This is a genomic window from Vibrio gigantis (assembly GCF_024347515.1).
In the GTDB taxonomy this organism is placed as follows: Bacteria; Pseudomonadota; Gammaproteobacteria; order Enterobacterales; family Vibrionaceae; genus Vibrio; species Vibrio gigantis.
On sequence record NZ_AP025492.1, the window covers coordinates 1,977,507 to 2,003,086 of the forward strand.

Annotated in this window: 15 protein-coding genes; 4 read left to right on the forward strand and 11 right to left on the reverse strand. The window is 42.0% G+C overall.

Features of this window, described 5'->3' with window-relative positions; translation table 11 throughout:
• Nucleotides 1–63: 63 nt before the first annotated feature.
• From pglZ to OCV56_RS08845, 11 genes are all read right to left on the reverse strand, one after another.
• Nucleotides 64–2,115, reverse strand: coding sequence for a BREX-1 system phosphatase PglZ type B (gene pglZ, locus OCV56_RS08795; RefSeq protein WP_150330756.1), 2,052 nt, complete (start codon nucleotides 2,113–2,115; stop codon nucleotides 64–66).
• On the reverse strand, nucleotides 2,115–3,920 hold the full coding sequence (locus OCV56_RS08800) for a DUF262 domain-containing protein (RefSeq protein ID WP_086716258.1): 1,806 nt from the start codon (nucleotides 3,918–3,920) through the stop codon (nucleotides 2,115–2,117). Before OCV56_RS08800 ends, pglZ begins: the two co-directional genes overlap by 1 nt.
• On the reverse strand, nucleotides 3,913–7,335 hold the full coding sequence (locus tag OCV56_RS08805; protein WP_150330755.1) for an Eco57I restriction-modification methylase domain-containing protein: 3,423 nt from the start codon (nucleotides 7,333–7,335) through the stop codon (nucleotides 3,913–3,915). Before OCV56_RS08805 ends, OCV56_RS08800 begins: the two co-directional genes overlap by 8 nt.
• 153 nt (nucleotides 7,336–7,488) lie before the next feature.
• The gene (gene brxC / locus OCV56_RS08810; RefSeq protein WP_086713494.1) at nucleotides 7,489–10,962 is read right to left on the reverse strand and encodes a BREX system P-loop protein BrxC; all 3,474 of its coding nucleotides are present in this window, start codon (nucleotides 10,960–10,962) and stop codon (nucleotides 7,489–7,491) included.
• Nucleotides 10,963–10,974: 12 nt separating this feature from the next.
• Nucleotides 10,975–11,520: a BREX protein BrxB domain-containing protein gene (locus OCV56_RS08815; RefSeq protein WP_086713495.1), complete on the reverse strand. Its 546-nt coding sequence runs from the start codon at nucleotides 11,518–11,520 to the stop codon at nucleotides 10,975–10,977.
• Nucleotides 11,520–12,299, reverse strand: a complete 780-nt coding sequence (locus OCV56_RS08820; protein WP_086713496.1) for a hypothetical protein — start codon at nucleotides 12,297–12,299, stop codon at nucleotides 11,520–11,522. The genes OCV56_RS08815 and OCV56_RS08820 overlap by 1 nt, the downstream gene beginning before the upstream one ends.
• The gene (locus OCV56_RS08825; RefSeq protein ID WP_086713497.1) at nucleotides 12,292–13,179 is read right to left on the reverse strand and encodes a helix-turn-helix transcriptional regulator; all 888 of its coding nucleotides are present in this window, start codon (nucleotides 13,177–13,179) and stop codon (nucleotides 12,292–12,294) included. Before OCV56_RS08825 ends, OCV56_RS08820 begins: the two co-directional genes overlap by 8 nt.
• 306 nt (nucleotides 13,180–13,485) lie before the next feature.
• Entirely contained in the window at nucleotides 13,486–14,424 is a 939-nt protein-coding gene (locus OCV56_RS08830) for a hypothetical protein (protein WP_086713498.1), read from the reverse strand.
• A gap of 240 nt (nucleotides 14,425–14,664) precedes the next feature.
• The gene (locus tag OCV56_RS08835; protein ID WP_086713499.1) at nucleotides 14,665–15,288 is read right to left on the reverse strand and encodes a hypothetical protein; all 624 of its coding nucleotides are present in this window, start codon (nucleotides 15,286–15,288) and stop codon (nucleotides 14,665–14,667) included.
• A 376-nt stretch (nucleotides 15,289–15,664) separates the two neighbouring features.
• A complete protein-coding gene (locus OCV56_RS08840) occupies nucleotides 15,665–18,037 on the reverse strand; it encodes a hypothetical protein (RefSeq protein ID WP_086713501.1) in 2,373 nt (790 codons plus the stop codon).
• 610 nt (nucleotides 18,038–18,647) lie between these two features.
• Nucleotides 18,648–18,866: a hypothetical protein gene (locus OCV56_RS08845; RefSeq protein WP_086713502.1), complete on the reverse strand. Its 219-nt coding sequence runs from the start codon at nucleotides 18,864–18,866 to the stop codon at nucleotides 18,648–18,650.
• A gap of 320 nt (nucleotides 18,867–19,186) precedes the next feature.
• Between OCV56_RS08845 and OCV56_RS08850 the strand changes: the two genes are divergently transcribed.
• The 4 genes from OCV56_RS08850 (at nucleotide 19,187) to OCV56_RS08865 (ending at nucleotide 25,425) form a co-directional block, all read left to right on the forward strand.
• Nucleotides 19,187–20,980, forward strand: coding sequence for an ankyrin repeat domain-containing protein (locus OCV56_RS08850; protein WP_086713503.1), 1,794 nt, complete (start codon nucleotides 19,187–19,189; stop codon nucleotides 20,978–20,980).
• A 132-nt stretch (nucleotides 20,981–21,112) separates the two neighbouring features.
• On the forward strand, nucleotides 21,113–22,576 hold the full coding sequence (locus tag OCV56_RS08855) for a hypothetical protein (protein ID WP_086713504.1): 1,464 nt from the start codon (nucleotides 21,113–21,115) through the stop codon (nucleotides 22,574–22,576).
• Nucleotides 22,566–24,323 carry an acetate and sugar kinases/Hsc70/actin family protein gene (locus OCV56_RS08860; protein ID WP_086713505.1) on the forward strand — a complete coding sequence of 586 codons (1,758 nt, stop codon included), beginning with the start codon at nucleotides 22,566–22,568 and terminating at the stop codon, nucleotides 24,321–24,323. The genes OCV56_RS08855 and OCV56_RS08860 overlap by 11 nt, the downstream gene beginning before the upstream one ends.
• A gap of 757 nt (nucleotides 24,324–25,080) precedes the next feature.
• Nucleotides 25,081–25,425, forward strand: a complete 345-nt coding sequence (locus OCV56_RS08865) for a hypothetical protein (protein ID WP_086713507.1) — start codon at nucleotides 25,081–25,083, stop codon at nucleotides 25,423–25,425.
• Nucleotides 25,426–25,580 lie beyond the last annotated feature (155 nt).

Genomic DNA, 25,580 nt, shown 5'->3' on the forward strand with positions numbered 1-25,580 from the left:
TTAATTTTGTATTTACAGATGCATATGGCACATTCCCAAATTAATTAAGGTTCGAGAATGCCTTTATGCGGTGTTTTTTTTGAGATTTACATTCAACACAGGCGTCAAACATTCCTGTAATGACAAGCCGCCATGATTATAGTGATCGCCCGACACATAGCCTGAGATACCAGGAGCCATCGCAATAGATACACTCGGGTTCCAGAACCAAGGCACAACTAAGCCATCGTATTGAACATTACTCTTCAATATCGCACAGCGACGTTGACGGTTTGTTCCCAATGACTTGTGAATTTCACCTTTTGGTAAGCCATCTGGCACCCACAACCAGCCGTGGTCTGTGACGATTTTGATCCGCTTCCAACCCGCGTCCAATAGACCTCGGATTCGTGCGACCACATCGTCCAATACCTGCTCAATGTACTGTGGCATTTTTAGCTGTTGCTTGTGACCTAAGTTATCTAGGTCTCCTGTTTGCACCCAGGCATAACCATTCGGTTCACCTGTTTCCAGTCCATCTAAGTATTGCCAGCCTCGCTCGGCAAGTAGCTTCTTGAGGTAGTGACTACTAAAAGACGCTTGTGTACTCGCTAGCGCTGGAATGAAGTCATCGTTATCCTCTAAACCCGTTAGCAAATCAGCCAGCGGTGTTACTGCGGCTTTGGCTGTTGCTGTCAATGACGGGAGCGCAGACCATTGCGAAGTGAGATCGGTACTCACACCAATGGCTGAAAGTTTGTTCTCCAGTTGCTTAGCGGTATCAAAACGTAGCCCATCAACAAAGAAAATCACTTGGCTACCTACAGAGTAGTTTGCTGATGTTTCTTTTAACTGTTTTTCACCAGGGTAACCATTCAATCGGACTTGTTCTTGGAAGTTAAGCGCCACCCTTTCCAACCATGGCGTATAGATAATAGCTAGTACATCCGAAACCAACTGCTGATGGTGAATATCTTTCGCTTTTGCCATCGCACTCAGCACTGCTGCATCAGCCTGCCAAAAACGACTGGTATACAACTCAGCCATGCCCTCTGGCGAACCTGATGTAAATGGAATCTCTGTATGCTCAAGAACAATCGTAACTTGCTCTAAAATGTCTAACCAAGGAGAAAAGCCTAGCTGAGACCATATCCAATCTTGGCGCGGTTGATGGCTATTCCACAGTGTAGTGAACGTCTGCTTCAGGTTCTCACGATTACTGCCCGCAATTTGCTTAAATGCATCTTCAATAACAGATTCATCACGCAAGTTTTCGGATAAGTAATTTTGTGCCTCAAACGCAAGCCCCGATGGTACTACTGTTTTTAGGCGATCAACCAATGCAGAAAGATTGCTTGCTGTCTCTTCAAATCGCTCCCATACGCCTTGCCATTCACCTTGAGCATCACAGAGCAGATCCAAAGCAAGTGCCATATTCGCTTCGCTCGGTTCGAAACCGTATCTTGAAATGCATGACTGGCTGAAAATATCCCACTTACTGCCTTGCCATTGCTCAGCTTTTTCGGTTGGGTTGTTTAACCACCCCAAAATGTCTTTGATAGGATCATCGAGAACGATAGAGTAAAAATCTTCGGCTTCTAACTTTTTGCCCATCAGCTTCGTTGCTGGGGTTTCTAGTAGATCGGGCAAAACCTTCAGTATTGCTTCTTGGGTTTTAGTATCTTTTGCAAGGTCGAGTTCTAGACCTACTTTAGGGTTAGTTAGAAACGAGCCAACAGACCAGTCACGTCCAGCCGTGTTATACGCCCACCAGCAACCACGGTATTGCAGCTCAGCCAACGGCTGTAAATACTCAGGGCATTGCTCAATAGCTCGCAAATCTTTTCGCCCAACGCCAGGAAGATAAATGATTGGCGTTTTATCTTCTGGTAGTTTGCACTCTTCTAGTTTTGCAGCAATCGCACACTTAACCCAAATAGCAGGGCCTGTACGTTCATCTGGTTTGTATTTACCGAGTTCAATTAGTTCAGGCAACTGTTGTTTTATGTATGGCATTGCGGATAGCCACTGGCAATCAATGTCTGTCCATAAAATGGCAGCAGGTGCCACTTGAACTGATTTATTAAAAGTTGCTGAGTTTCGCAACTGCTCGATTAAATAATTAACGACTAACATTAAAGCCTTTCTTTGTTCGAAATTGGTAACGGGTACATCTGCAAAATCTGTTGCACAAGATCTTGCGTTCGACTGTCGATTTGATCGACTGACCATGAATCAGCTTTAGCAAGCTCAGCATTGAGGTACAAACCATTATTGTATCCCACAGGGCTACCTTTCTTGTCCTGTCTATCTCGCTTTTCAATAAAGCTTTTGTTTCCAAGCGTACTGTTGTACCCAGAAATAGTCAGATTACCGAGTTTATGAGCGTGTGTTTCCAAATACTGCTTCGCCAAAGCCTCATCACTTTGTGCGATCATATCGACCCAGCACTGAGGAACATTTTCTCCTTGCGGGAAGATATGCTCAATAGTCCAGACAAACTGCTTACCTTTAACAGCCCACAAGTTGCGCTCTGTCTCTCGTGTCATCCGACTCTGCTCTAGCGCACACAACACGTAACGACACACCGACTTATTGTCTGCGTATAAGTTGCCTGACAAATCACGTTTAAACGTTTCGTCATCAGCACTAACTCGACTTAAGCTCGTCGCCACCGCATCAACAATTTCATCCCCTTGAAGAGTTGGTATTACCCCAGTCAAATCCATAAAGATTCGAGTAAGATCGCGAGTGGCAGGTCTGTCGGTTGTATTACGTCTAACAAAGAAAGCAATCAATAACTTGGTGATGTTTTCTAAATGATCAAATGACAACCCTAGCTTTTCTTGCTTAGCAAAAAGCAGCATCAGAAGCAGATAAGAAGGCACCCCTTGAACACGTTCTAAATCTTCAAGCAAATAAGAAAGCCTTGGTTGCTCTGGAACCTGGTTATGGCAAATGATCTGTGCATACAGCTCAGAATGCTTAATCATCTTAGCAAGAAATGTCTCTGCATCATGTGAGATAAGCTTCTCATAGACTTGCATCAGGTTCGACTTAGTCGCAACAGGAACACTAACTATGTCTTTCAACTTAGGCTTAAACGCATTGTAGTATTGCCTAAAAAAGCGCTCCTGAACGCCATAATCATCACCGAGGTAACCTAATACCTTCGTCCAATTATTGAAATGCTTGTCAATTTGGCCTTCATCATCACTTTCAAGCTTAGCAAGTAGCTTGTTTTTTATAAGATCGATCGCGGTAAGTGGTACACCTCTGTTGTTCAATGATTCAAACAATGTGTACGCATCAGAATGACTTGCCACCTCAATCTTGACTAAGGTTGCAGTATTCACTTTTTCTATTAGAGATGTTAGCGCTGACACTCTATCGCTTGATTCTTGGAGATATTCCTCAATTCGAGAGCTAAAATGTCGAAAAGCTCGGACAATTCTCCGATTACCCGCATTTGATGGGTAGTCGGCTTCTTTGAGCACGCCCGCTTGATTTAACACCCAGAAATAATCCTGCTGATTGCTATTTTGAACCTGCGGCACAATACGAGTCTGGTCTGCGTTGCTTTTCAAAATCAACTTGTGCTTCAGGTTATGAAGTTCGAGTTGTTGTTCAAATTCAAGCTCTACGTCAAGGTTCTTGAAGCATGAATATATGGCTGCTTTAAGCAATGACAGAGTAGTCATTCTCTGTTGACCATCAACCAGCTCCAATGATTGTACAGCTAGTGCGTCAGTACTTTGATTGATACAGATAATAGAACCTAAAAAGTAGCTTGGATCATTGTCGAGCAAATCCTCAAATAATGTATCCCACTGCCATTTACCCCAAGTGTATTCACGCTGATACCTAGGGATAGCGTAGATGACTTTCTCATCTACGCTAAACAAGGCAGAAACCGCGTAGTTTTCTACCGACTTAATCATTCGCTAGTTCCCTAGCCGCTTTCTTTTCAGCGAGCGTCAGGTGGTGATCGTTAATACGACTACCCTCTTTCTCACCGTAGGCTGGGCCAAGATCAAACCATGGAGCGGAAGCGACATCTGTACCACGGTCTTTTTTCCAGTGGATGTTTGGCTTACCACGCAGTACACCAGCGCCTTTTTTACCCACGTCTTGCGCCAGCATAAATGGGCGGATGTTGAGACGTACCCCATCATTCAAGTCTGGGTTCCAACCAATAGGTTGATCTTCTAACGGTTTCCAACGCACGAAGATGTCCAGACCTTTTTCACCTGCAAGAATTGCCTCTAATTGTGTTTTGAGGTTTTCAGCCGCAGTTAAACGAATGTCTGCACCATCTTTACCATCAGCTAAATCACGTTTCTGGGTACTGATCCAGTCATCCAGGTAGGTGTAGATCAGGCGCTCTAGCCCTTTATAATCAAGCTTGTGATAGTTAACCAGTGCCGAGAAGCCATCCTTCAAACCATCCCAAACTTGCCAAATAAATGGACGGTGTTGGAACAGTTTAGAATGCTGGTCAAAGAATTTGTCACGTAACCAGCTTTCTAGATCTTTTGCTTTTACTGCTTTAAGTAGATTTTGTTCGACTGAACTTGTCCACTCATCACCGTAGGCTTTGTGTAAGATTGTTTCTAAACGCTTAGCTGCGGTTTTTTCACCACGTACTGCTGGAATACAGACAATACCGTCATCATCAATCAAACCAACAAAGTCTGCATTCTTCTTCATCACCTCACGCATTTCTGGCGCAAGTTCCATTTCAGGATCAAGTTCAGCAGGCCACTGGTAACCAAGTAAACGAGCGACAGCGACTTGAAGCACAGTGTCATCTTGGCGTAAACCGCCTATAGTCGTAACTTTAGTTTCTTCATCCCAAACGACTGAGGAACATGGATGACCATGGAAAATCCACTGAGTCGGATCTTTAGTATAAGCAAGAGGCAATCCTTTCGGGTACAGCTCATCGGCTATTCTCGACCAATACTCTAAATCAAATGGAACCTTGCCCAGAGAAGTGGTTGCAACTTGAACTTTCTGATTTATTTTTCTTACATCTTTTTGATACGACGAAGATGAAAGGTAACTATAAACAGCCGCAAAACAATCGTTCTTCACATCAAATGCAGCAGCAGAGTTATCGTAAACAGATCCTGGATATAGTGAAACTGGTAGGTTCCCCATCCAAGCTACTGATATCCCCTTGCTTCCCCACATAGGCTTGCCACATAACCACCCAACTACTTTTTTCCCTTCGGCTTCATAATCCTCGACCAAATTAGCCATTGGCGAACCAACATCACGATCGACACTGATGTAATGTAACCCCGAGTAATGTTCATTCCCTTTTGGGGATGAGTTGTGGTATTTCCACTCAACAAGACAATTTGACACCTCCCAGCTAAATAACCTAAATCTAGAAATATCGATTGTCTTTGCACCTTCTACAGGTTTTGCAAAGTGGTTTAGTAGAGGGCTATCAGAAATAGTATTATCAAATATAACAACAGAGTCAGGGTTTCTAAGTTGGCGCCTCTGACATAAAGTAATAGGTTTATCATCAATGATAGACCTTTTCTTATCACTAGTACCTTTAACTGTAGCTACATCCGTTGCCCAAAATGTATGTTCACTTTCTGGATAGGACTTAGATACTGAAATCAAAATTGCCTTAACGACTTCTCCCGAAATGGTATCAAAAGCTCCTGCTCCTAACCGAGCAACGTTATGCCAGCAAAAGTCTGTTAAATTCTTTTTTCTAAAAGACTCATAGCTGCTCAAGAAAAGCCAGTTTTGTGGCAACACGATAGATGACGTACCTCCAAATTTGGCAAGCTTATTACACCTATTAAAAAAAACTGTTGCTAAATCATGCTTTGCATCTTCGTAATTAAGCTCGCAAAAGCTTTGAAGCAATGAAGTCTGTTTTCCTTTAGCCAAATAAGGGACATTTGTAACAACCCATTGATATTTATCTGCTAGCAATCCAGCAGCTTTTGCTAAACCTTGTGCTACAGCTTTTGATTCACCACTTACCTGCGATTTACTGTGTATCGCTTTTTGCAATAGCTCCCAAGGTGGGACACCGTTGTCTTCTAATATTTGGTCAGGTTCAATCAAACTTCCTAAGGTTGGCGCATCCTTAAACGTATGCTGCATCCAAGTAATTGCATCATTTAATGCCTCGTCACCTTTCGCTAGGTCTTTCCACTCTTTTTGTGCCTCAGCAATCGACATACCTGAACAGGCCAATTGAAGCTCAGGTAATACACGGTAACCACCAGCATTTGGGTAGCGCCAAGCTTCTAAAGCCAGCGCAAATGCCGCCAGCTCTACACAGCGTTGGTCAAGTTCAAGGCCATAAATATTATCGCGCAGTACCGCATCAACCGCTTGCTTCTCAGATAATCCTTCAAGTTGCATACGCATAGGGACAAGCATTAGGAACACGGCCACTAGAAAATGACCAGAGCCACAGCAAGGGTCGAGTGTTTTAAGTTCCGATAGGCTCTCAGGCCATTTTTCAAACCCACCCGCTGCTGGTTTCCATAGTTCTGCGCCCTCTTCTTTAGAGAAACGAAGGTACTCAAGCGGAACCCCAGGAATAGCCGCTAACTCACGAAGTTCTTGTTCGTTGTTTGCACGGATTAAATCATCTCGAGAAAGGCGTTTATTGGCCCACCAAGCACCAAGCGCGTTGTCGAGCAAGAAGTTTACCATGTAAGATTCGGTAAATAGCTGTGTAACAGGACTCAGCTCTCGAGCACCAATTAGAACTCCCGACTCGTTTACGTCATCCTTTCTCTTTGTTTGCCAAAACTGGTAACACCAACCTAAGCTGTCTTGCGCTTGGTAGGTTTGAGAGTCTAGCTGAGCAATCAGACTTTCTAACTCTTCCACACGGTTCATCGACAGCTTTATATCGAAAACAGGTGAGTCCACACGGAAAATTTGTGGCAGCATTTTTTGAGCTAAGCGACCTGCAAGCTCCCAACCGTCTTTACAGTCAGGCTCTTCTTCTGCCAGCTCAAAACATTCTTCTAGTGTGACAGGCGTGTACTCGTCATACATCAATAGATTATTTTGCTCTAGGTAACGAGCAAACAGCATACGATGCCAATGCTCATAGGCCATTTCGTTGATTAGTCGCTCAGTTTCTTGCTTACCATCTTTTAGTTTGTCGCCAAGCTGACGAGCATGGGCACGCAACTTATTACGTAGTGCACGTTCTTCCTCATTCAAGTAGCTAGGTGCTTGAGCTTCTGCCACACCCAAGCGCTGTAGCGCTTCAAATACGGCTTGTTCTACAATATCGCGGGCTTTAACTACTGTATCTTCAAGCTTCTTACGCAGTGTTTTATCTAATGCTTGTCTCATATCGTTCTTCTTAATTCTATTAGTCTGCCCTACCTAAATAAGAGCATTTGGACTATTGAGATAGTGTTCGTTAACCACAAACTTCAATTCGCCTAGGGGAATACCTCCTAGGCGATGTCCTTTTAGGAGGTGGTTTCTAAAAACAAAGTAATATTACTGTGGTACAACTGGCCCGTTTTCTAATTCCGAACGTAGCTCTCGCTCTACGTCAGCTAGCCACTTCTGCAAGTCATCTTCCGTTTCTAGTAATGGCTTATTGAGCTTGTAGTACTTCGTTTTGGGTTGAAGTTCACTGATCGCATCTTTCAGTACCGCATCGAAGATGCCAGGAAGCAAGGCGACTTTGTCATTCCATCTATCAAAGCTGGTTTCATCTAGCGAGTTGAATACCGAGTCCTCGTCAGCAATATTAATTGCTGGAATAACGTCTAAGCTGCGCTTGTTCAAAAACTCATTACGCTTTGCTTCATCAAGCTTTTGCCAGTTTTCATCTGCTAATAGGTCAGACATACAAGCGCGATGCTCTTCTTCATAGCGCTCACGATGTGCGGTCAACGCGGTGCGAAGTTCATTGGTCGCTTTGTCCAACAATGGTTTGACTGGGCAAGGTTCAGATAACAAGCTTCGGTTAGATATGATTGCCTGTTGTTCTTGTTGCAGCTCTTTGTATATCGCAAGTGGGTAACAGTACTCCATCGCTTGAGTTAGCTTTTTCCAAAGCTTCATACGAAGTTCAGCTTTGTGCGCTTGCTCTTTCCACTGCTGGAAGTCACTAATCAATTGGTCTTTGTTATCAAATGCTTTTTGCAGTTGGTCATTACCTGAGTACATTTCAAGATCTGATAGTAATGCTGTACTTGGTGCCATAGGGAGTGGCGCGTCACCACCCGCACTACGAGCCGCGTTTTTGGCATTAATAATCGCAAAAGGTAGCTTAGTCGCCTCTTCACCCGTATTGCATGCTTCTTCAAGCAAGGTAGAAACCACACCACGCACTTTAATAAGCTGAACTTTAGATAATGTTACGTTTTCTGGTCGGAACTTAGTTTGCGTCACTGAGCTACGATCGAGGCTTTTGGCATCAATCGCACGCTCTTGTACATCAGACGCTCGTAGCACGCCAGCCGCTAACATTGCATACAACGCACCATCAACGACATCTTTACCCCAACCGTATGGCGCATCATTAAAGTTGTCTCGAATGTCTTTACCTGTTTTCATTGCGCCAATGTAACGGTAGATCTCAGCACACACTGGTTGTTGATTTGCTTCTCCGTTGAAGCCTACCGCTTCAAGCGCATTTGGATCGGCAAGTTGGCTAGCTTGACTGTACACTTTTGCCCAGCCACGGCTGTCTGCCATTTTGAATTTGTTGTACAAGCGCTGACACGCTAAAGCACCTGCATTTTGAATTTGTTCTGCAAGTGTCTCGCCTTCAACTTCTTGACCACCAGCTAAACGCACTTGTATCTGTGAAAAGATATCGTTCAAATAGCCTTTCTTGGCACGCTCAGCTTCACTCAAACGAGTTTCCATTGCCTGTAAGGCATCTTTACCCGCTTCTGTTGTTGCTCGACCACGAACCTCTAACGTGTTTTCTGCCGCTTTAAGCGCAACAATGGCATTCTTCAACTCACTGCGATGGATCGTTGGTACATAAACAAAGATGGTTGCACCATCTGGATCTGCGCCACGAGAAAGGTCGTTAAATTGCTTCTCGGTTTGCTCTGGTGCCCAAGCATAAATGCGTTTTGTTGCTTCATTTGGCAACTCTGAATCAAATGACACGTTGATCACTCGTGGCTCTGCTACCTCACCCTGGGTGATTCGAGCTTGAGCTACTTGTTTAGTAATATAACGTTGGATTTCTTTCGAACGGTACGCCTCTAATGTCTGAGGGTTACCCATAAGATCGTTTTCTTGGCGACGGAACTCGTCATACCAAGCTTGGCTTTCTACCGTCTGTAAGCTGAACTCGCGCCCCTGCGCTGTCTCGCGGGACATAATTAGGTGCTCATCTTCAAGCTGTTGCAGCATTTTAGGCACAAGCGGGCGAAGCTTGTGTTTGTCGTTTTGTAGATCCTCTAATAGCAAGTCAGATAGTGTATCTACTGTTGCATAAATGCCGTACTCCATCTCTGCTGGTAGCTTGCTAATCAGTAAGATCAGAGATAATAAGCGACCTTGCAACTGCGAATCTTCATCACCACCACGCTTACGGCTTATGGTTTCGTAAATCTCCTTAGAGATCACACCTGTTTGCAGTAAGTTTGTTGAGATCTGGTCATAAAGAAAGTCAGCAGGAACGACATAGCCCAGCTCTTTATCTGCTGTTGTCTTTAATGCTTCATGCACAACACGGAGTTGGTTACGGAGTTGCGAACCTGTGCCTGTTTTATCTAGTGCTGGTAAGATTCGTTCCCAGAAACGGCGGCGGACAGGTAGTAGTGGATAGTCTGGCACCATCCACTTTTCATCATCTTTATTATGCTCAATGGTGCTGCCACGTAGGTGACGAGAAATCTCTCCTAAGTTATCATCGACAACCGTTTTAACAGCATTTTCTGCTGACGATTTCTTTTGTAGGATAACTTTACGGATAACTGCATCTACATCTGTGTCCTCTAACTGCACTGGAACTTGGAAACGCCCCATTAGACGTTGCAGGTTTGCCATACCAGACAAGGCACTTTGACCTGTTGCAACGAACAATAACTTTGACTTAAGTGCACTAGCGCCACTACAGGTTTCTACTACTTCTTGTACATCAAACGCTTTTTGAACGTTGTCACCGATGTACTGTTGCACCTCATCCAGTACAACTAAAGTTAATGGTAATTCGCCGTCATTAGAAATGGCATCAACAATCGCAGAGACCATCTCATCGTTGGTCACATCATCAATGATTTTGTATTGAGCGCGTAGCATCTCGCGCACTTCTTTCATATCTGCGCCAATGCCTGGAATCGCTTGTAGAACTGCATCATGCATGATTGGAGATACGTGCAAGTTTTTAAGCTCTTTCGTCCAAGGGTCTACACCCTCTTTCACTTTTGCCTTAGCTTCAACAAATGATTTAACTTGTTCAAAGACACCTTCTGCTTTTAGCCACATGACAAAACGTGCTAGGTGATATTGCTCTGGTAAACCAGCGGATTTAAAAATGATACCGAGAAACGCCATGCGAACTTTATCGCCAGCACCTGCACCCAACGTACCTGAAGCTGCATAAAGGCCACCGTTACCTGCGGCAATGGATGATAACTCATCAAAATGCTTCGCAATATGCTCTGGTAGGTCTGCGGTGGAGCGGGCATCAGAGCCGTTATTTAGCGTTTGGTTTGTCCAGAGTGTACGCAACATTTTAGCAAGGTGAGATTTACCTGAACCAAAGAAGCCACTGATCCATACGCCTGGTTGTTCATTGTTTGTCTTAAACGCTGACAAATAGTTGCTCAGAATGCTGTCCATGCCTTTGGCATATGCACCATCACAAACGAATGTACGCAACTCATATTCAAGCGTATCTAGCGCACCTTTAGACAGGTCATCCTTTACTTGAGCAACCCCGTTGTTAGCCAAGCGGCTGTTAACAGGATCGTTTACAAAAATTTCGCGGTTTAACATTGAATAAAGCCCTTATGACGTTGCTGAAATGGCGGTTGCGTGATATCCCCAACCGTCTTTCGCATCTAATAATTGATAGTTGTTGTTTTGTACTTCACCAGGGAAGAAGACGACTAAGCGCCCTGTCACCTTTTCAGCTAAAGATTCGACGACCCCCGACACAGATGCGAATCCAAATAGAGTGCCGCAACCAAGAAGAGCAATGACGCCATCTTCTGTTTGATTCGACTCGACTTTATTGGTCAGTTCTTCGACTAGTTCATCGGCGAAGTCATCGTACAATCCTTTAAGATACTCAGGATCTTCAAAGTAGGTTTCTTTGTAATCTTGATCCGACATCCAGTTTTCAAAACTATGAGTCAAATCTAGAAGTTGCCAAGGGTGGCTATGCTTAACACATGCTTGTTCAAACTCTTCGACACGCGCACGAAGTTTTAGCTCATCTTCTTTGTGGTAGACCAGAAAGATGGTTCGCTCATCAGCAGAAACCGCCACTGGCCATGGGATACTAATGTGTTTTTCAAAGCTTGTTAGTAACTTGGATAATCGATCTGACATTATTCGTCCTCAGATTCGTTTAATTCAGGCATGACTAGGCCAGGGAAAGTTACTTCAACGACTTCACTTGCCTGCTTGAAGTTAATCATTCCTCTTAGCGATGCTCTATGTGCTAGTTCAAACAATCGTTCTTTGTCTTGAGCCAACATACGACACCAAAAACTATCGAATAAACGTTGCCCGCTTAGCCCATGGCAGTGGGCTAGAAATAGAGCGTATGCGACATTCACATAGCTCACTTCTGGGATTTCTCGATACTTCTTTGCTCTACCTGATAGGTATCCTGCTTGAGTCCAGGTGCCATTAATGTTTTGTGCGAAAGATTTTAGGGATGCCGCACTGAAACGCTCAGGGTCATCTTTGGATAGAAAGGTCTCCATTGTCTCTCTAGACAAATGTTGACCAGGTTCTAAGTTTAAAATCACTTCAGCAGAACTACGCAACAATGGGTCTCTGGCTACAGCAAGTTGCAACGCTAGAATCGATTGAGATCCTTCATGCTGCTCCCACCACTCTCGAAAGACTTTAAAGAGGAAGATATCAGGTGACAAACCATACATTGACGCCAGAGGTTGGAAACTGTACTTGCGTGCATTTTCACTTGGTTTTTGAAGAACATTGAATACTTCAATATCTTGCCTGTAGTCTTCCAACGTTGCGTTTTCAGGACGTCCAAATAATAAGATCTTTAGCTCTTCGATCATCATACTGCGAGATGTATGGGCACCACTATTACCGAACTTAAAACCCAGAGCTTTCAGGTAAGCTTGATTATTCATTGTTATTACCTTCATAACCAGGGGCTAAACTGGCGGTCTCAACACCATAAATAACTGCATTTTCTTCTAGTGCTAAATGGTATTGCTGTGGGTTTAATTGATAAGTACTTGAGCAATCCACATTCCATTGGTTTAGTAAATATCCAGCCAGCGCAGCACGGCATTCAACTTGAAGCTTGCCATGAACCATACCGTAATCAAGTTCTATCGCTTCAGGGTGTTTTGCCGCTGGATGAGGAACAAAGGTTAAATCAACAATGCGGTTCCACTGCTTGTCTGCTGAAATCGATTCTTTGACACTATCGATTTCATTCGGAGCAAGGCTGGCGGATTTTATGCGAGTAAGAACAAAATCACGAAAAGAACTTGTCGAACGATCATAAGCACGAACATGCCAACGACTGCCGTTATTCGCAAGGCTATGAGGCACAATTGTTCTAGTTGAGTTACCAGAACTAAGGGAAACGTACTTAATCTTGAGAGCCATTTTTTGGTGTATGGCACGCATAACTGCCGACAGGATATCAGTCGAAGGTTTGTTCAACTGTTGAGGCTGAATACAAACTTGGCTGTTTTCCAGTTGACTCGCCAATCCATCACCAAAACCTCTAGCAAGGCTCACTAATACGGTATCTGGATCGTGGTCAAACAGAGGCACAAACTGGTCTGTACGATGATAAGACTTTGATTGATGAATTAGCTCTAGGTTGCAAGGAGCAAACTCTTTATAAGTAGCGAAATCACGAGTTGCAGCGGCCAAGCCTGTTTGGAATTTAGCGATGAGATCGGCTCTAGCAATCTCACCAAAGTAGCTCAAACTAAAGTCGATAAACGCCAAGCGTTCTCTTTGAGCGTGAGGTAGTTGTTCGAGTTTTTTCATCAGAAACTTCTGTTGAGAATATCTGACGGTAAATATACTCTAAACACAAGCATGGTACAATCAAAATGATTAGATGGTGTGATATAGAAGGTTAGTTAGTGTATTGTGAGTTTTCTAATGGAAAATCGACTATTAGTTGTACGTATTCACATGGAAATATAGCTAGCTTACCTCCAGGAAAGCCAACGCCTGGCTTTCCTGAAAAAGACGAGTTTTGCCCGCCTTCTTAAAATACTAAGGCGTATCTCTCGTCAATTAACGAACTTAAGATTGGTTAAAAATTTCTAAGAACTAAGCTAAGCACCTCTAATCGCTCCTTTTCCTAAATCTTTGACCAGTTTTTTCATCACCTTTATCTAGATTTCGAATGCTTGTTGTTCGTTGTTTAGGGTGCCTTTGTGCTTTTCGTGCTACCATTAGCGCCTCTGCATGCTGAACTGCAAGAGTATTCTTTCGTAATCGACGTGATAGGTTATCCGCTCCACATTCACTATTTTTAAATTCGCCAAACTCTTTTTTATAAGCGCTCTCTAATATTTTTACTTGAGACTCAGCTTCATTTAAGTTGTTTTTCGCAGAAAGTAATTCAGCATTGACTACACCATTTTCATCAAAAACCTCTTCAGACTTTCCATGCAAAGCACACATCATACACTGCTTTTTGTACTCTGCTCTCGCTTCTCTACGATTCTGACGAGCACGCTTAATTTGTTGGTAAGCTGACTCTGGTGGTGTCAGTAATGCTTCTAGTTCCCTAACTTGAGCCTCTGCATCTTGAATCTGTTTCTCACAGCCAGAAATTTTTTCCTTTTTAGTTAGATATTTAGATATTTCCTTACCACTGTTAATCGCATCAATGCGTTTACGAATACGCCTGATTAGTGCTTCTAAATCATCGATCTCATTATTCTTGGGCTGCCCCGAATGACCGACCCCTTTGGGCTTATTGATAACAGGATCATTGTAAGATTGAATGTCAAACTCACTCATTTCGGGACGAGAATCTTGTTTCTCTATTTCACGAACACGAGCAACTGCAACCAGATATGCTTCATGGGTTTTGAGTGCAATGTCTTTAGCCGTTTGAGCAGGTCTTCCACGACGAGATTTATTCAACGCCGCAATTCTTTCTCGGTCTGCTTCGGTTTCTGCCCGTGCAGCAGTCATCAACTCCTGAAGCTTCACATGTGATCTACACGCAGCTCTAACAGCTTTTTCGTACTCAGTTAAGGGTTTCCTCGCCATCAAACATCCTTAGTTTATTTTTAATATATTATATTTAAAATGACTACTAAACACCAATAGAATGTCACTCAAACCCACTTCCACATACATTAATAACTGGCAAGTTGAATCAAAAAGACAGAGTTAGGTTGGAATTTTTATTTTATTAATTGATGCCAGACCTGCTCGACACCAATTATATTGACAATGATTACTGAAGTTTATTTGAGATTCTTGATTGGTTTTACACTTCAAACTTCACTAGCAATGGGACTCTTCAACATAACGCTCTCTAATCCCCCACATTATTGAATCGATATTTTCTAATACCCACTCTGTCATGTTTTCACCATGAGTGGCTACAACGGACTCAGCTAAGAGCTTCAACCTCATTTGAGCTACATCTTCGCTGGCATCAAGGAAAACCTTATCTCCAAATTCACCTTCTAGTTCTTCGGCATAAAACAACAGATCTTCCTCATCAGTAATTATGTAATCTTCACTGACCTCTCCGAAACCATCCATCTCAAAGTGTTGTATAATTTCTATAGCTCGCTCGGAAGTAATTCCAATTTTGTTACTTCCTTTATACTCAATTCGAGTTTCATTCATTAACTCTTCAAGCAAGGTTCTATTTGACTCGATGGCCTCAAGAAGATTTTCGACAGTAACTTTGGGATCTACCTTAAACCACTCCTCCGATCCGTTATGCTTTTCAAAGGAGACCCCTTTTTCACCTGCACTTCTGTTCAGCAACGAACAATCGCCCGTATCTAAGTCAACAACCACGTAGAGTTCGTCAGGACAATCATAACCATCAAGATCGTAAAATGGGAATTTTTCGTCGTATGCATCTATGTTAATTGTAATATTTAGTTTTTTCATTTTTAGTACCTTTACGTGTCTCTCCATCATCTCAATGGTTAATTTATTTTTAAATTATTAATTAAATTAGATAAATCAACATCATTCTGTTAGAGGGTTAATTATTTTCTGTATTGGGAAAGCTGGCTTTTTAACACCTAATTGGAACAACAAATGATCGTAATAGACTGTAGATAGGCCAGCATCATTTAGCATTCTTTGGGCGCTTCTCATGCTTATGTTCAACATCAAGGAGAGTGTTTTAGAGCATGGGTTCTTTAAATGATTCATATACCCAAGACTTAGCAAAAGATTCCTTAGCTCTTCTGCTGATAGTTCTGTTTGCTGTTCTAATTGTTTCTCAGTAATCATACGCCTTGAACTGTCATGATTATATTTAAAATATTATTTTATCTGAACATTGATACTTTTGCAAGCCTTTCGTTTCTAAGCCAAAGTATTTAGCGTTTGTTATGGCATATGGTGATAACGTAAAGACATTCACATTAACTGATCGACCACCAATTACGCGCTTTCGCCTCCGACTTCTAAAGCCTGCGGCGTTAAGAATATCTTTCACAAACTTTTGTACCTTCGACGGGCTCATTTTGTCTTCAGATCGCAGGTTGTCAACAAGAGAACCATTGATGCTTTGTATGCTCAATTGGAGCTCTCTGTATATGCTCATAGCAATACTCTGATTGATTAAAATCTCTGAGTTACCACGTATTCTTACTGTCACTTTATCAAAAGCGGCACGTATTTGAGATTTTTCGTTTTCAAGAAGCCTGAATGCACCGATTGAAAAACTGTTACAGAAATCAATCTCAGCTTTGGTGATATTTTTAATACCCGTCTTCTGCTGATACTCATGCCGTGTAACCTCAAAGTTCTCTTGTCTCGTCCTTCCTACTTTCTTTTTAAGCAACTTGATTTCAGATTCTGTCTTATCCCCTGCCCTTAATATGCATTTAATTTCATTATCTTTATTCTTTTTTCTATTAGTTTTAGCCTCTATCTCTGCAGCCTTCACTTCTTCTTCTGAAGCATTTACTGAAGCGTGCTCAACCATTCTGAACTTCAGAGCTCTGAGAGTCTCCGTAAGAGTAATTGAAATATTGCTCGTAAGTAGCTCATGTTCGGTTTTGTATTCGGCAATCATTCGATCAAATGCACTAGCTTCTGGTTTTAACAAGGCGACATGATCAACTGTTATTTTGTGCTTAGTACTAACACCAAACACAAGTTCCGTAACTGTCCTAAAGCGTCTTGCAAACTGCACTGTGCTTGTGGGGTCAAGCACACCATTGGCAATTACAAACACTTTTTGGGTGTAATGATGAGTGATCGAGAACCCTCGTCCTAAAGTCGGCGAGCACAAGATCGCCCTATACTTGTTCTGAACTAATATAGAATTTGGATCATCAAGAAATTCTTTTTGCTCTTTCCGTCCGCTGGTGGCTGAGTTGAGCACCAGAATTCCCGCTTCAAGAGCTGTTTCGTCGTTAAGGTCTAATCCCTTCAAGAACTCATTTAACTCTCTTATCTGGTCAAACATTACAACTACATTGTCAGTATATTCTTGGATTGAGTATGCGGCTTCTTGCATCACCATAGCTTTTGTCGCAACACTTGCTGTAACGTCACTGTAGTCCTGTTCAATGTTATAGATTTGAATGTCAGGGCGAATAGAAATTAGAAAGTTGGCGGTCAATGGCGAGATATCGGCATCTGCAACCATAAGCTTGGGTGCTGACTTAATTACTCTTGTTAATGCGTCAATAATTGACTTACGCTCTTCCTTTGACATACGACGCTTAGATTTTTCACTATCATTGCCCAACAAAATTCCTCGGATACACGATTCAATTTCATCAATTACGACTAAGTCACTACCAAGCACCTGTTCAAGAAAAACTTTTCGGTTGAGAGAATTAATACACACTGCGAAGGCATTAGGACTTGTCACATCAATAATGTTCTGTCCCACCTCATAGCTAGTAAAACCCATACAAACATCTTCATGCGTTTTGGAGTTCTTGTTAATAATTGTCTTTAGAGACGTTATAAATGACACTTTCTCGCCATTTCCTAAAGCTTTCCTGATGGCAGGGTCGATATAATCAACATTTTTTCCGTAGCCCGTTTGAGCTTTCATTGCTGATGCCGCTGCATTAGCCACTTCTGCAAGATGCATTATATTTTGAATATTAATTGATTTGGGCAGAAATAGATTGCCATTGACTGTATTTGTTAATTTCCCGTTCTTTCGGCTCATCAAGTCTTTAATTACTGGTTGCGCCATACCGAGCTTACTAAGAGTTTTAGCCAGCTTTGCTTTGCCCATTTTGATATTAATTATCGACTGAATAATGAATGCCAAGGCATCGCTGTAAACACTGTCACCAGTCAACACAAACATCCGCGCATTCAACTCTAGAACGGCTTTAAAACTGAAGCGTTCACCAGTTTCGAAACAAACAACATCACGCTTGTAAGTGAACTTTTGTTCTTGAATAGCATCTGACAACTTGTCCTTACTAACTGTAACAACAAGCTTAATTGATTTATCATTTGAGTAATAATCCAAAACATCAGGCATTTCACCCTCATTGCTTACTTCAATTACTCTTGCCCAAGGGTCTTGCTCTAATATTCTCTTGGCAATCTTTTCAGGAGCTATTGCAATTTCTCTCTTTTTCGATTCACCAAAATCAATGTTGTAAGCTACGTGAGGTGCCGTATGTTTTGCCTTTTCTAGACTGGTCATTTACGCCTTCTTTAATCTTATAATTCTTATCTGTACAACAAAAATACTACGACATTATGGCGCAGTCAATTTATTTTTAAAATATTAATTATCAAAAAAGAAAAGACTAACCCCTGCTCCGCAGGAATGATACGATTATCTAGATCTTCTCATATAGCTAACCTTAATCAGCACCGTCAAATTAGTACACTTTATAACCGAACCACTCACTTTTTTGATTTTTATATATATAAAAATAGTAAAAAGTGAGTAGATTGAAGAAGTGATAGCCAAAACAATCGACAGTTCGCAGCATAGCTGCGGCGCTCATGGCACTGAACATAATGGATTTACGTCTGACAATGCATTTTAGGTCACGCTAACTAGACCCTACCCTGTATCTCAGTTGATGACTATGACTGTTCATCGTGTTACTTCCCTAATCTAATAGTACAAGATTTAAGCAAAGCAAGTCGCTCTAGCCTCATCACAGGCATTAGGTTCCTCCCCCAACGCTTATTAATATTATTCAATACGTTATTAGGGGGAAACCAACCATCAATCGCCATCAAATCAATAGGACAGACAGTTTTTGGTTGGCGTTCAGTTCTCCTTTACCAGGGATTCAATTTCAACATTCACTTGACTGTTCAATAGCTTGGAATAGCGCACTTGCTGCTTTGGCTACCCCTGCTTGTCCAGGTTGTAACACAGTTATATTTGCTCCGACCTGCACAACAACTGAACCATCTTTAGTCAAGTGCATTGAAGCTACAGCTTGCTCAGCAACGCCTTGCAGCTCCTTTGCAATCACCAATCTTTGTTCTTCCGTAAGATCAAATTCACTCATTTACATTCCTCAATGTTGCGTCGTTAATGGCACGAATAAGCTTCAGGTAATAAAAAGAAAACTATAACCATCTTAAACATCGCATTTTCTTGACTCCACACATTTAGAATCAGTTGTTTCAATGACAAGATTGGTAATGTACGAAGTTCCAAAGTAGGATTACATCAATATCAGACTTTTCTATCACCTTCTACACTTGGCGCATAGAAGAACAACTAGTAGAAGAGTTACTTCACACCTCGGCAACCAATTTTCAGACCAATGAACATCGTTCCAAAAATGTGCCGCGTTTTTGCTGAAATAATTCGAGAATTACCATTATGCAAAAGACTTTACCACTCATAGCCTGGATAGCATCATTAGGGCTGACTTCTATTGCTCTCGCAAGTGTTCAGCCACCTGTTTGCCAAGCTCTTTTTCAAGAGCTAAACACCATTTATTCAAGCCCGCAGTCTGACAGCTACTCTCTCAGACTGGCGAGTAAAGTGAACCTCAACGATGAAAATCAACTGACAGTAAAGCCACCATTTACTAATGATAATTTTACGTGGACTAACTGGACTCTAGACTCGGCAAAGCTATCATCGCCCAAATCTTTGAACTTCAGGCCAGGTGACACTTTAAACAATGAAGACTTACAGCTTCACATCAGTGGCTTTGAGTGGTGGAGAGGTCTTACTTATCAATACCTTACTAACGATAACATAACACTACAAGGTAACTTCCATAATGCGGGGCCATTCGGTTGGTTTTATAACTCATTTTGGAATGTATTCTATTTCCAAGAACAACCTTATGTAATGGCTACTTCAGGTCTTTATACGTCAATTACAGTTTATTCCATCAAAAATGGTAACGGACAAGAAGTGTGCAACATAGAGCCACCTATATCTGTTGATGTTAGGAAAGAAAACCTCGATCTAGCTTATCACCATGCTCTGCAATATTTTATGACGGATATCGAAGGCAATTTTGGGAGCATGGGAAGTCGCTACTACTCCTATACTCATGATTTGATGTTAGATGTCATATACCGCCCATCAGTTCATGCAGAGAAAGCTGACAGCGATAAAGAAGTCGATAGCTTGGCATATCTGGCTCAAAGTGACGCTTGGTCAGCTAGAGAACTGGGAGCTGCGAAAAACATAGCATCAATCAATCGCTCGTACTTGAAAAGTTACTTTACTGAGACTTCTAACCAGCTCGACGCTAATAACCTTGCTTCGCTAATCTTGGATCAGGTTTACTCTGATTATGACCGAAGACAGCTTGACGAAAATAGCCGAGCTCAGTTAAAGCAACTCACAAAGGCTCTTTTAGACAATGATACCGAATTCATTTTGAAAAGCTGCCAAGAGAATATTAACAGTGAGTCATTCGATTACTATCATGACAACCAAAGAAATATGACCGATTGCCTCTCGCTGGTATTGGATAAGTCAACGGTGCTTGAAGATTTGGTAGCACAATGCGCCGAGACTAACTCGATATGTGCGCTATCTGAGGCAAATACATTTGGTAAAAACCTCCTTATGTACGCTGCACATATGAACAACCCGAAGGCCGTATCAGTTCTGCTTAACAACTCTGAGATGGTTAACACAACAACGATAAACACCGCTCGCTTTGACTTTCCACTAGCAGAAAACCTAACAACTTATGGAAGAACACCGCTGATGTATGCAGCAGAGAACGCGAGCCAAAGAACAATACAGTTACTACTAGATGCAGGTGCTGACCCTAAATTAAAAGATAGTAGAGGCAATGACTATTTTAACTACATGGATAAGAACTGGCGATTCAACTCAAGTAAAGCACGCACCTATCTATCTCAATCAGGGCCGAGCTTTGATTGTAATCTAGCAGCAAGTACCAGAGAGAAAGCCATTTGCTCCGATATCATGCTTTCTGACTACGACAGAGAACTTAGCTATCTGTATCGTGAAGCCTACGACCAGTCTCCCAACGCACAGGCTCTAAAAACTGACCAGAGAAAATGGTTAAAGGGCGTCGACCAATCATGTACACCAAAATCTAATATTTTCGAATGCTTATCCCGTGAATACCGCGAACGCATTAGAGCCTTTGAGTTCATTGTTACTCTCACTCTTTGAAACCTAATGGTACTCAGTACCGAAAGTTATTTGAAATGGTAACCGTGAAATCACCCAGCAAGTGACTGATATCAAAGTATATAATATGCAACCAGGTAAACTGGCTGCACAACAAAATTGAGGAATTTTTAATTGAGTAGTGAAGCCGTATTGTCTCAAATTGAATCACAAGATTCTTTAGCAGGCGTAAATACTATTTTGACCGACTGCATGGCAAATCAATCTATTCAAGGTGTCATTAAAGGCGATAACCTTCACCGAGTACTTGATGTGGTCATTGATTTTGCTACTGAAGATACTGACCCTCTAAGTCCACTGCGATTAAAAGCAGCAGCTTCCCTGGGCCGACTCGCTGCTGTCGCTCGCAGTCGTCAAAATGAAGTTTATCAGTACCTTTTTCAACTGTTTAATGATGAGCCTTGTGACTTTGATATGTTGACAGATGGGGACGAGAAGCATTATGCAGCGCAGTCTATAAGCCACATTCAAGACTCTTGGGTCGTAGACTACTGCTTAAGGCAAGCCGTTCTTGCTGATACCGCTGAAAATGCTCGCAGAACTCTGATTCAGAATGCTCTGGTAGGCAGCGGAAATCTAAGCGACCTCCTTCTACTAGGAAAAGAGTCATTTACCTATCTATCCATTATCGAGTCAGCCGAGACTCGAATGAAGCGTGCACGTCGAATAACAAGAGCTTGGAATGAAATAATAAGAGATTGGAATGGTGATGTTGGTAACAATGTAGGTAAGTCTCTTGCTGGGTGGCTTCACGCCATTCTTATGCATTCCTCCCCTTCAGTTGAATCAACGGTAATGATTGATATCGTAGACGATGCTCTCGCGATTCTAATACGCACTATCGAGCTAAGGTTTTCAAACGCCTTACTAGCCGACACCTACCAGGTACTAGAGGTGTCTAGGAATGTACTGAGTAGTAGTCTTTGGGGGGAAGTCAATCGTGATTCGGAGTTCTTACCTAGAGTTAAAACTAATTTGAAAGAAGCGGCCCTTGTTCTCGCTCGTCAGAATCGAACTGACAACAACATAATGAAGCAATTATCCAAAGCATATTACTCTAAAGCTCAAGTTATCCCTGCGCTCAAACGACATTTTGATGACAGCCAAGAGTTAGACCCGCAAATCAGAGAGTGGTGGCTAAACGGAGGTAAGCAAGTTGCCTCAACAAAAGAGCCTGTTCACACACTTGGAAACTCAGAAGACCAGCAGATAGGTTCACTGCTTATTCAGGTGGAAACGAGTCAAAACACCATGGAGAAGCTCGAGCGAGCCGTTGTTCCATTCTTAGAAATTTCAGATCCTCCATTAGCATCTACAGTAAAGAAAGCGTCAAGCGGCTTTGGTGATATGTCTAGAATAGCTCGGCAACTTGCTCGTATGAGAAAATTGAGCCACACAGACAATCTAGGTCAAGTCCTTGAATACAACCCTATGCAGCACGAAATGCTTGGTGGTCACAAATACGGAGTTCGCAAAGTTCGTGTGGTCAGGGACGGCATTCAAAAAGAATTTGGTGGAAAGATAAAAACACTAGTTAAACCATGGGTTGAGGCGGTAGAAGATCAAGATGACGAATAACCTAGAATCACAAATTTTACTCCAAAACCTATTGGAGAGATTTAAGCCAGCAAATGACGGCGGATATGTTCTACCTGGTGAATTGACAGAACGAGAACTTCGAGCACTAACACATGCATTAGAGCACTTAAAGCAGACGGCTGAACTTCCACAGGATACAAGTGAAAATACAAAATCTATTGATATACCTATTGAAAAACGAGAAGAAACAGCTACCACAGAACCTGCCGCGCCTGAACTAGCGCCAGAAAGCGATACAAAAATCGGCAACCCCGAATCTGCTCCTGAAGAGACAAAGCACTCAATAAACTTTACCCCAGTCAATATGAATTCTATGTCTCTTCCATTACCAAAGAATAATGTTCGCGTCTGCTTAGATTTTGGTACTGCAATGTCTAAAGCTACCCTGATTTCTGAAGAAAGTGACGACGATTCAATCGAAGATATCGAAGTCATATCACTTGGAATTCCAGGGGATCAAGAAGAGATCAGCGAGAATATGCTTGTCTCATCCGTCTTCATCGATGACGTAGGTAAAATTTGGTTCGGGCAAGCAGCAGTTCACATGTCGCATATTCAGCCCCCAGAAGCTCATAGGCAGCGACTTGATAATATTAAGCGATATCTTTCCGAAGAAGGGCTATCCACTAAAGTGGGACAACAGTTTAACCCAACAGGTTCAGATATAACTTATGAAGATATGGTTTTAGCTTATCTCAGCTACTTCACTTGGACAATGAACCAAGCAACTGCATTACGAGGGATTGAGAAAAATGTACTACGCCGCTTTGCAATGCCCTGCTTCGATAGAATGAAACATGTCCAAGTTGTTAATAAGCTCAAACAACTATTAGGAGAAGCCCAAGTACTTGCTGATACGTTTGACTCTCAGTTTGCGTCTGGGATTGTTCTGACTGACTTTCTCAATGCTATTCAACAAATCAGAAAGAAAAACTTAAAGTTTAATTTTATTCGTGAAGATATTACTGAGCCTCTTGGTGTTGCTGGATCATTGATTTCATGGGAAGAGAACGTTAATTCATTGGTAATGGTGATTGATATTGGTGCAGGCACTAGTGACTTTAGTCTTTATCGCATGAAATATGATGAGAAGTCCAAAAAAAGTGCGGCTTTAGAAATTAAAGACTCCAATCGAGGCATAACAGAAGCAGGCAACCACCTAGACAAGCTCCTCCAAGGGGTGATCCTTAGTAAAGCAAACATACGCCGAGATAACCCTATTTACCTGAATACGTTTGGGGCGTTGAATCTACATTTAAGGGATTACAAAGAAGCTCTTTTTAGGGACAGCTTTATCTCCGCAACACTTTTCAACGGGGATGTTGTCGAAATAACCCTCGATGAGTTCATGGCTTTGCCTCAAGTTAGATCTTTTTCAAATTCACTCAAAGACTGTATGCAAGAGATCTTAAACAACATCTCTCCAAGTTTTGTACATGCAGCTCCTAACAACGCTCTCGCCGTAGCCTTGACTGGCGGTGGTGCTCAATTGCCAATGGTTAAGGTACTGGCAAATGGAACTATTTCAGCTCATGGAAAAACACTTAATTTAGTACAAACACAGGAATTTCCTCGATGGCTAGCCGCTGAGTACCCAGAATTAGAGCAAGATTACTCACGCATTGCTGTATCTCTGGGCGGAGCAAGAAAAAACATTCTCCAAGCGTCTGGGCCAGCGAGCATCACATGTGATCCAGTAGGTGAATATGCACTTGAAACATACTGATAAAACTACTTACTAGTTCTTAGCCAAATTAAGGATTCTTAAATTCACTAAGAGTGACTGAAAAGCAGCCCATGCGCTATGCTCATGAACTAATCGATTCTCTTCAAAGCACTGCTTTGGTTTAGCCACTTTCTCCATTTATATATGAATGGAGAAAGTGGCCTATTTGCACTACCTAGCAGAAGCTATAGAAAAAGCCTTTTCCATAACACATAAGCTAAGCTTATTGCTTGGCGCTTCTTCTATCTATGCCAGGATTTGGGATATGATAGCTCTGATATCCACGAATACCGAGAAAGAACTGATGGTGATCAGGTCGTTGGTTCGTCTCATCATCTTCTTGATAGTAACACTGTCGGATTAACCGACTAAACCGATGAAATATAACACTTTAAATTGTGACTTGGATTAAGCTTGTAAGACAGAAACATGCAATGCAAACGCCTTTCCATTGAGTGCTGTTTAGAAAAACAGTAGTATATCGACAAGCTTGAAATAAAGTAACTCTCCTTCCCTCAAGCTTCGACGCTGCCGCGAAGTGGTGTCCATTTTTGATAATAACGTAAATAAGATAGGTGACGCATAAATCGCCTTGGTTATTCATGACCAATATCTACCGTATTGTTATAGAAATCTGGACACTGACACGAATCGATATTATAAAATTCCCAAGAAAAACAAGTATTTAACTCCCACGTTAGATATTGCTATTCATCCAGTGCTCCTTTATGTCCCCAAACCATAGAAGGAAAATTGTATGGCTTCAAAGCCCTTGCTAACTCTGACTGTTAAAAAGATCTTAAATAGACTTGATCACATCAAACAGGGTAATCCCATTTACGTTAAAGAATTTGGCACTACAGAGGATAAATTGGAATTCATCTTATCTGCCGTACTAACTATTGAAGATAATCCAGTGATCACAGAGCAACAGTTCTACAACGAAACAGGCCTTTCTGTTAAAAAAGTAGACAGTGAATTATTTGGGTTTGACTTCATTAAGGGATTAGTGTGCCTCGAAGCAAGGCTACGCTTTCCAGAGGAAGAAGGCAGTTTGCCATTAGAAGACTCCAATGTTTACCCAATAGACTTCTTCCGCTAGAAGCGTATTGGTAAAGGGCACTGCTGCTAGCAATGCCCTATAAACTAGACTAAATAAATTACGTGACGCTATGGCGTGATAAGTTTGATATCACTGAACTACACAAAATACCGTTCCGTATTGGATTGGCAAATTTGCCCAAATAGTTAGAGTTC

Excerpts from the sequence above, each read along its gene's own strand:
- OCV56_RS08805 (WP_150330755.1), bottom strand. The coding sequence starts at position 7,335 with ATGAGACAAGCATTAGATAAAACACTGCGTAAGAAGCTTGAAGATACA.
- OCV56_RS08835 (WP_086713499.1), bottom strand. The coding sequence starts at position 15,288 with ATGAAAAAACTAAATATTACAATTAACATAGATGCATACGACGAAAAA.
- OCV56_RS08860 (WP_086713505.1), top strand. The coding sequence starts at position 22,566 with ATGACGAATAACCTAGAATCACAAATTTTACTCCAAAACCTATTGGAG.
- OCV56_RS08865 (WP_086713507.1), top strand. The coding sequence starts at position 25,081 with ATGGCTTCAAAGCCCTTGCTAACTCTGACTGTTAAAAAGATCTTAAAT.
- brxC (WP_086713494.1), bottom strand. The coding sequence starts at position 10,962 with ATGTTAAACCGCGAAATTTTTGTAAACGATCCTGTTAACAGCCGCTTG.
- OCV56_RS08800 (WP_086716258.1), bottom strand. The coding sequence starts at position 3,920 with ATGATTAAGTCGGTAGAAAACTACGCGGTTTCTGCCTTGTTTAGCGTA.
- OCV56_RS08820 (WP_086713496.1), bottom strand. The coding sequence starts at position 12,299 with ATGAATAATCAAGCTTACCTGAAAGCTCTGGGTTTTAAGTTCGGTAAT.
- pglZ (WP_150330756.1), bottom strand. The coding sequence starts at position 2,115 with ATGTTAGTCGTTAATTATTTAATCGAGCAGTTGCGAAACTCAGCAACT.
- OCV56_RS08840 (WP_086713501.1), bottom strand. The coding sequence starts at position 18,037 with ATGACCAGTCTAGAAAAGGCAAAACATACGGCACCTCACGTAGCTTAC.
- OCV56_RS08830 (WP_086713498.1), bottom strand. The coding sequence starts at position 14,424 with ATGGCGAGGAAACCCTTAACTGAGTACGAAAAAGCTGTTAGAGCTGCG.
- OCV56_RS08845 (WP_086713502.1), bottom strand. The coding sequence starts at position 18,866 with ATGAGTGAATTTGATCTTACGGAAGAACAAAGATTGGTGATTGCAAAG.
- OCV56_RS08815 (WP_086713495.1), bottom strand. The coding sequence starts at position 11,520 with ATGTCAGATCGATTATCCAAGTTACTAACAAGCTTTGAAAAACACATT.
- OCV56_RS08850 (WP_086713503.1), top strand. The coding sequence starts at position 19,187 with ATGCAAAAGACTTTACCACTCATAGCCTGGATAGCATCATTAGGGCTG.
- OCV56_RS08825 (WP_086713497.1), bottom strand. The coding sequence starts at position 13,179 with ATGAAAAAACTCGAACAACTACCTCACGCTCAAAGAGAACGCTTGGCG.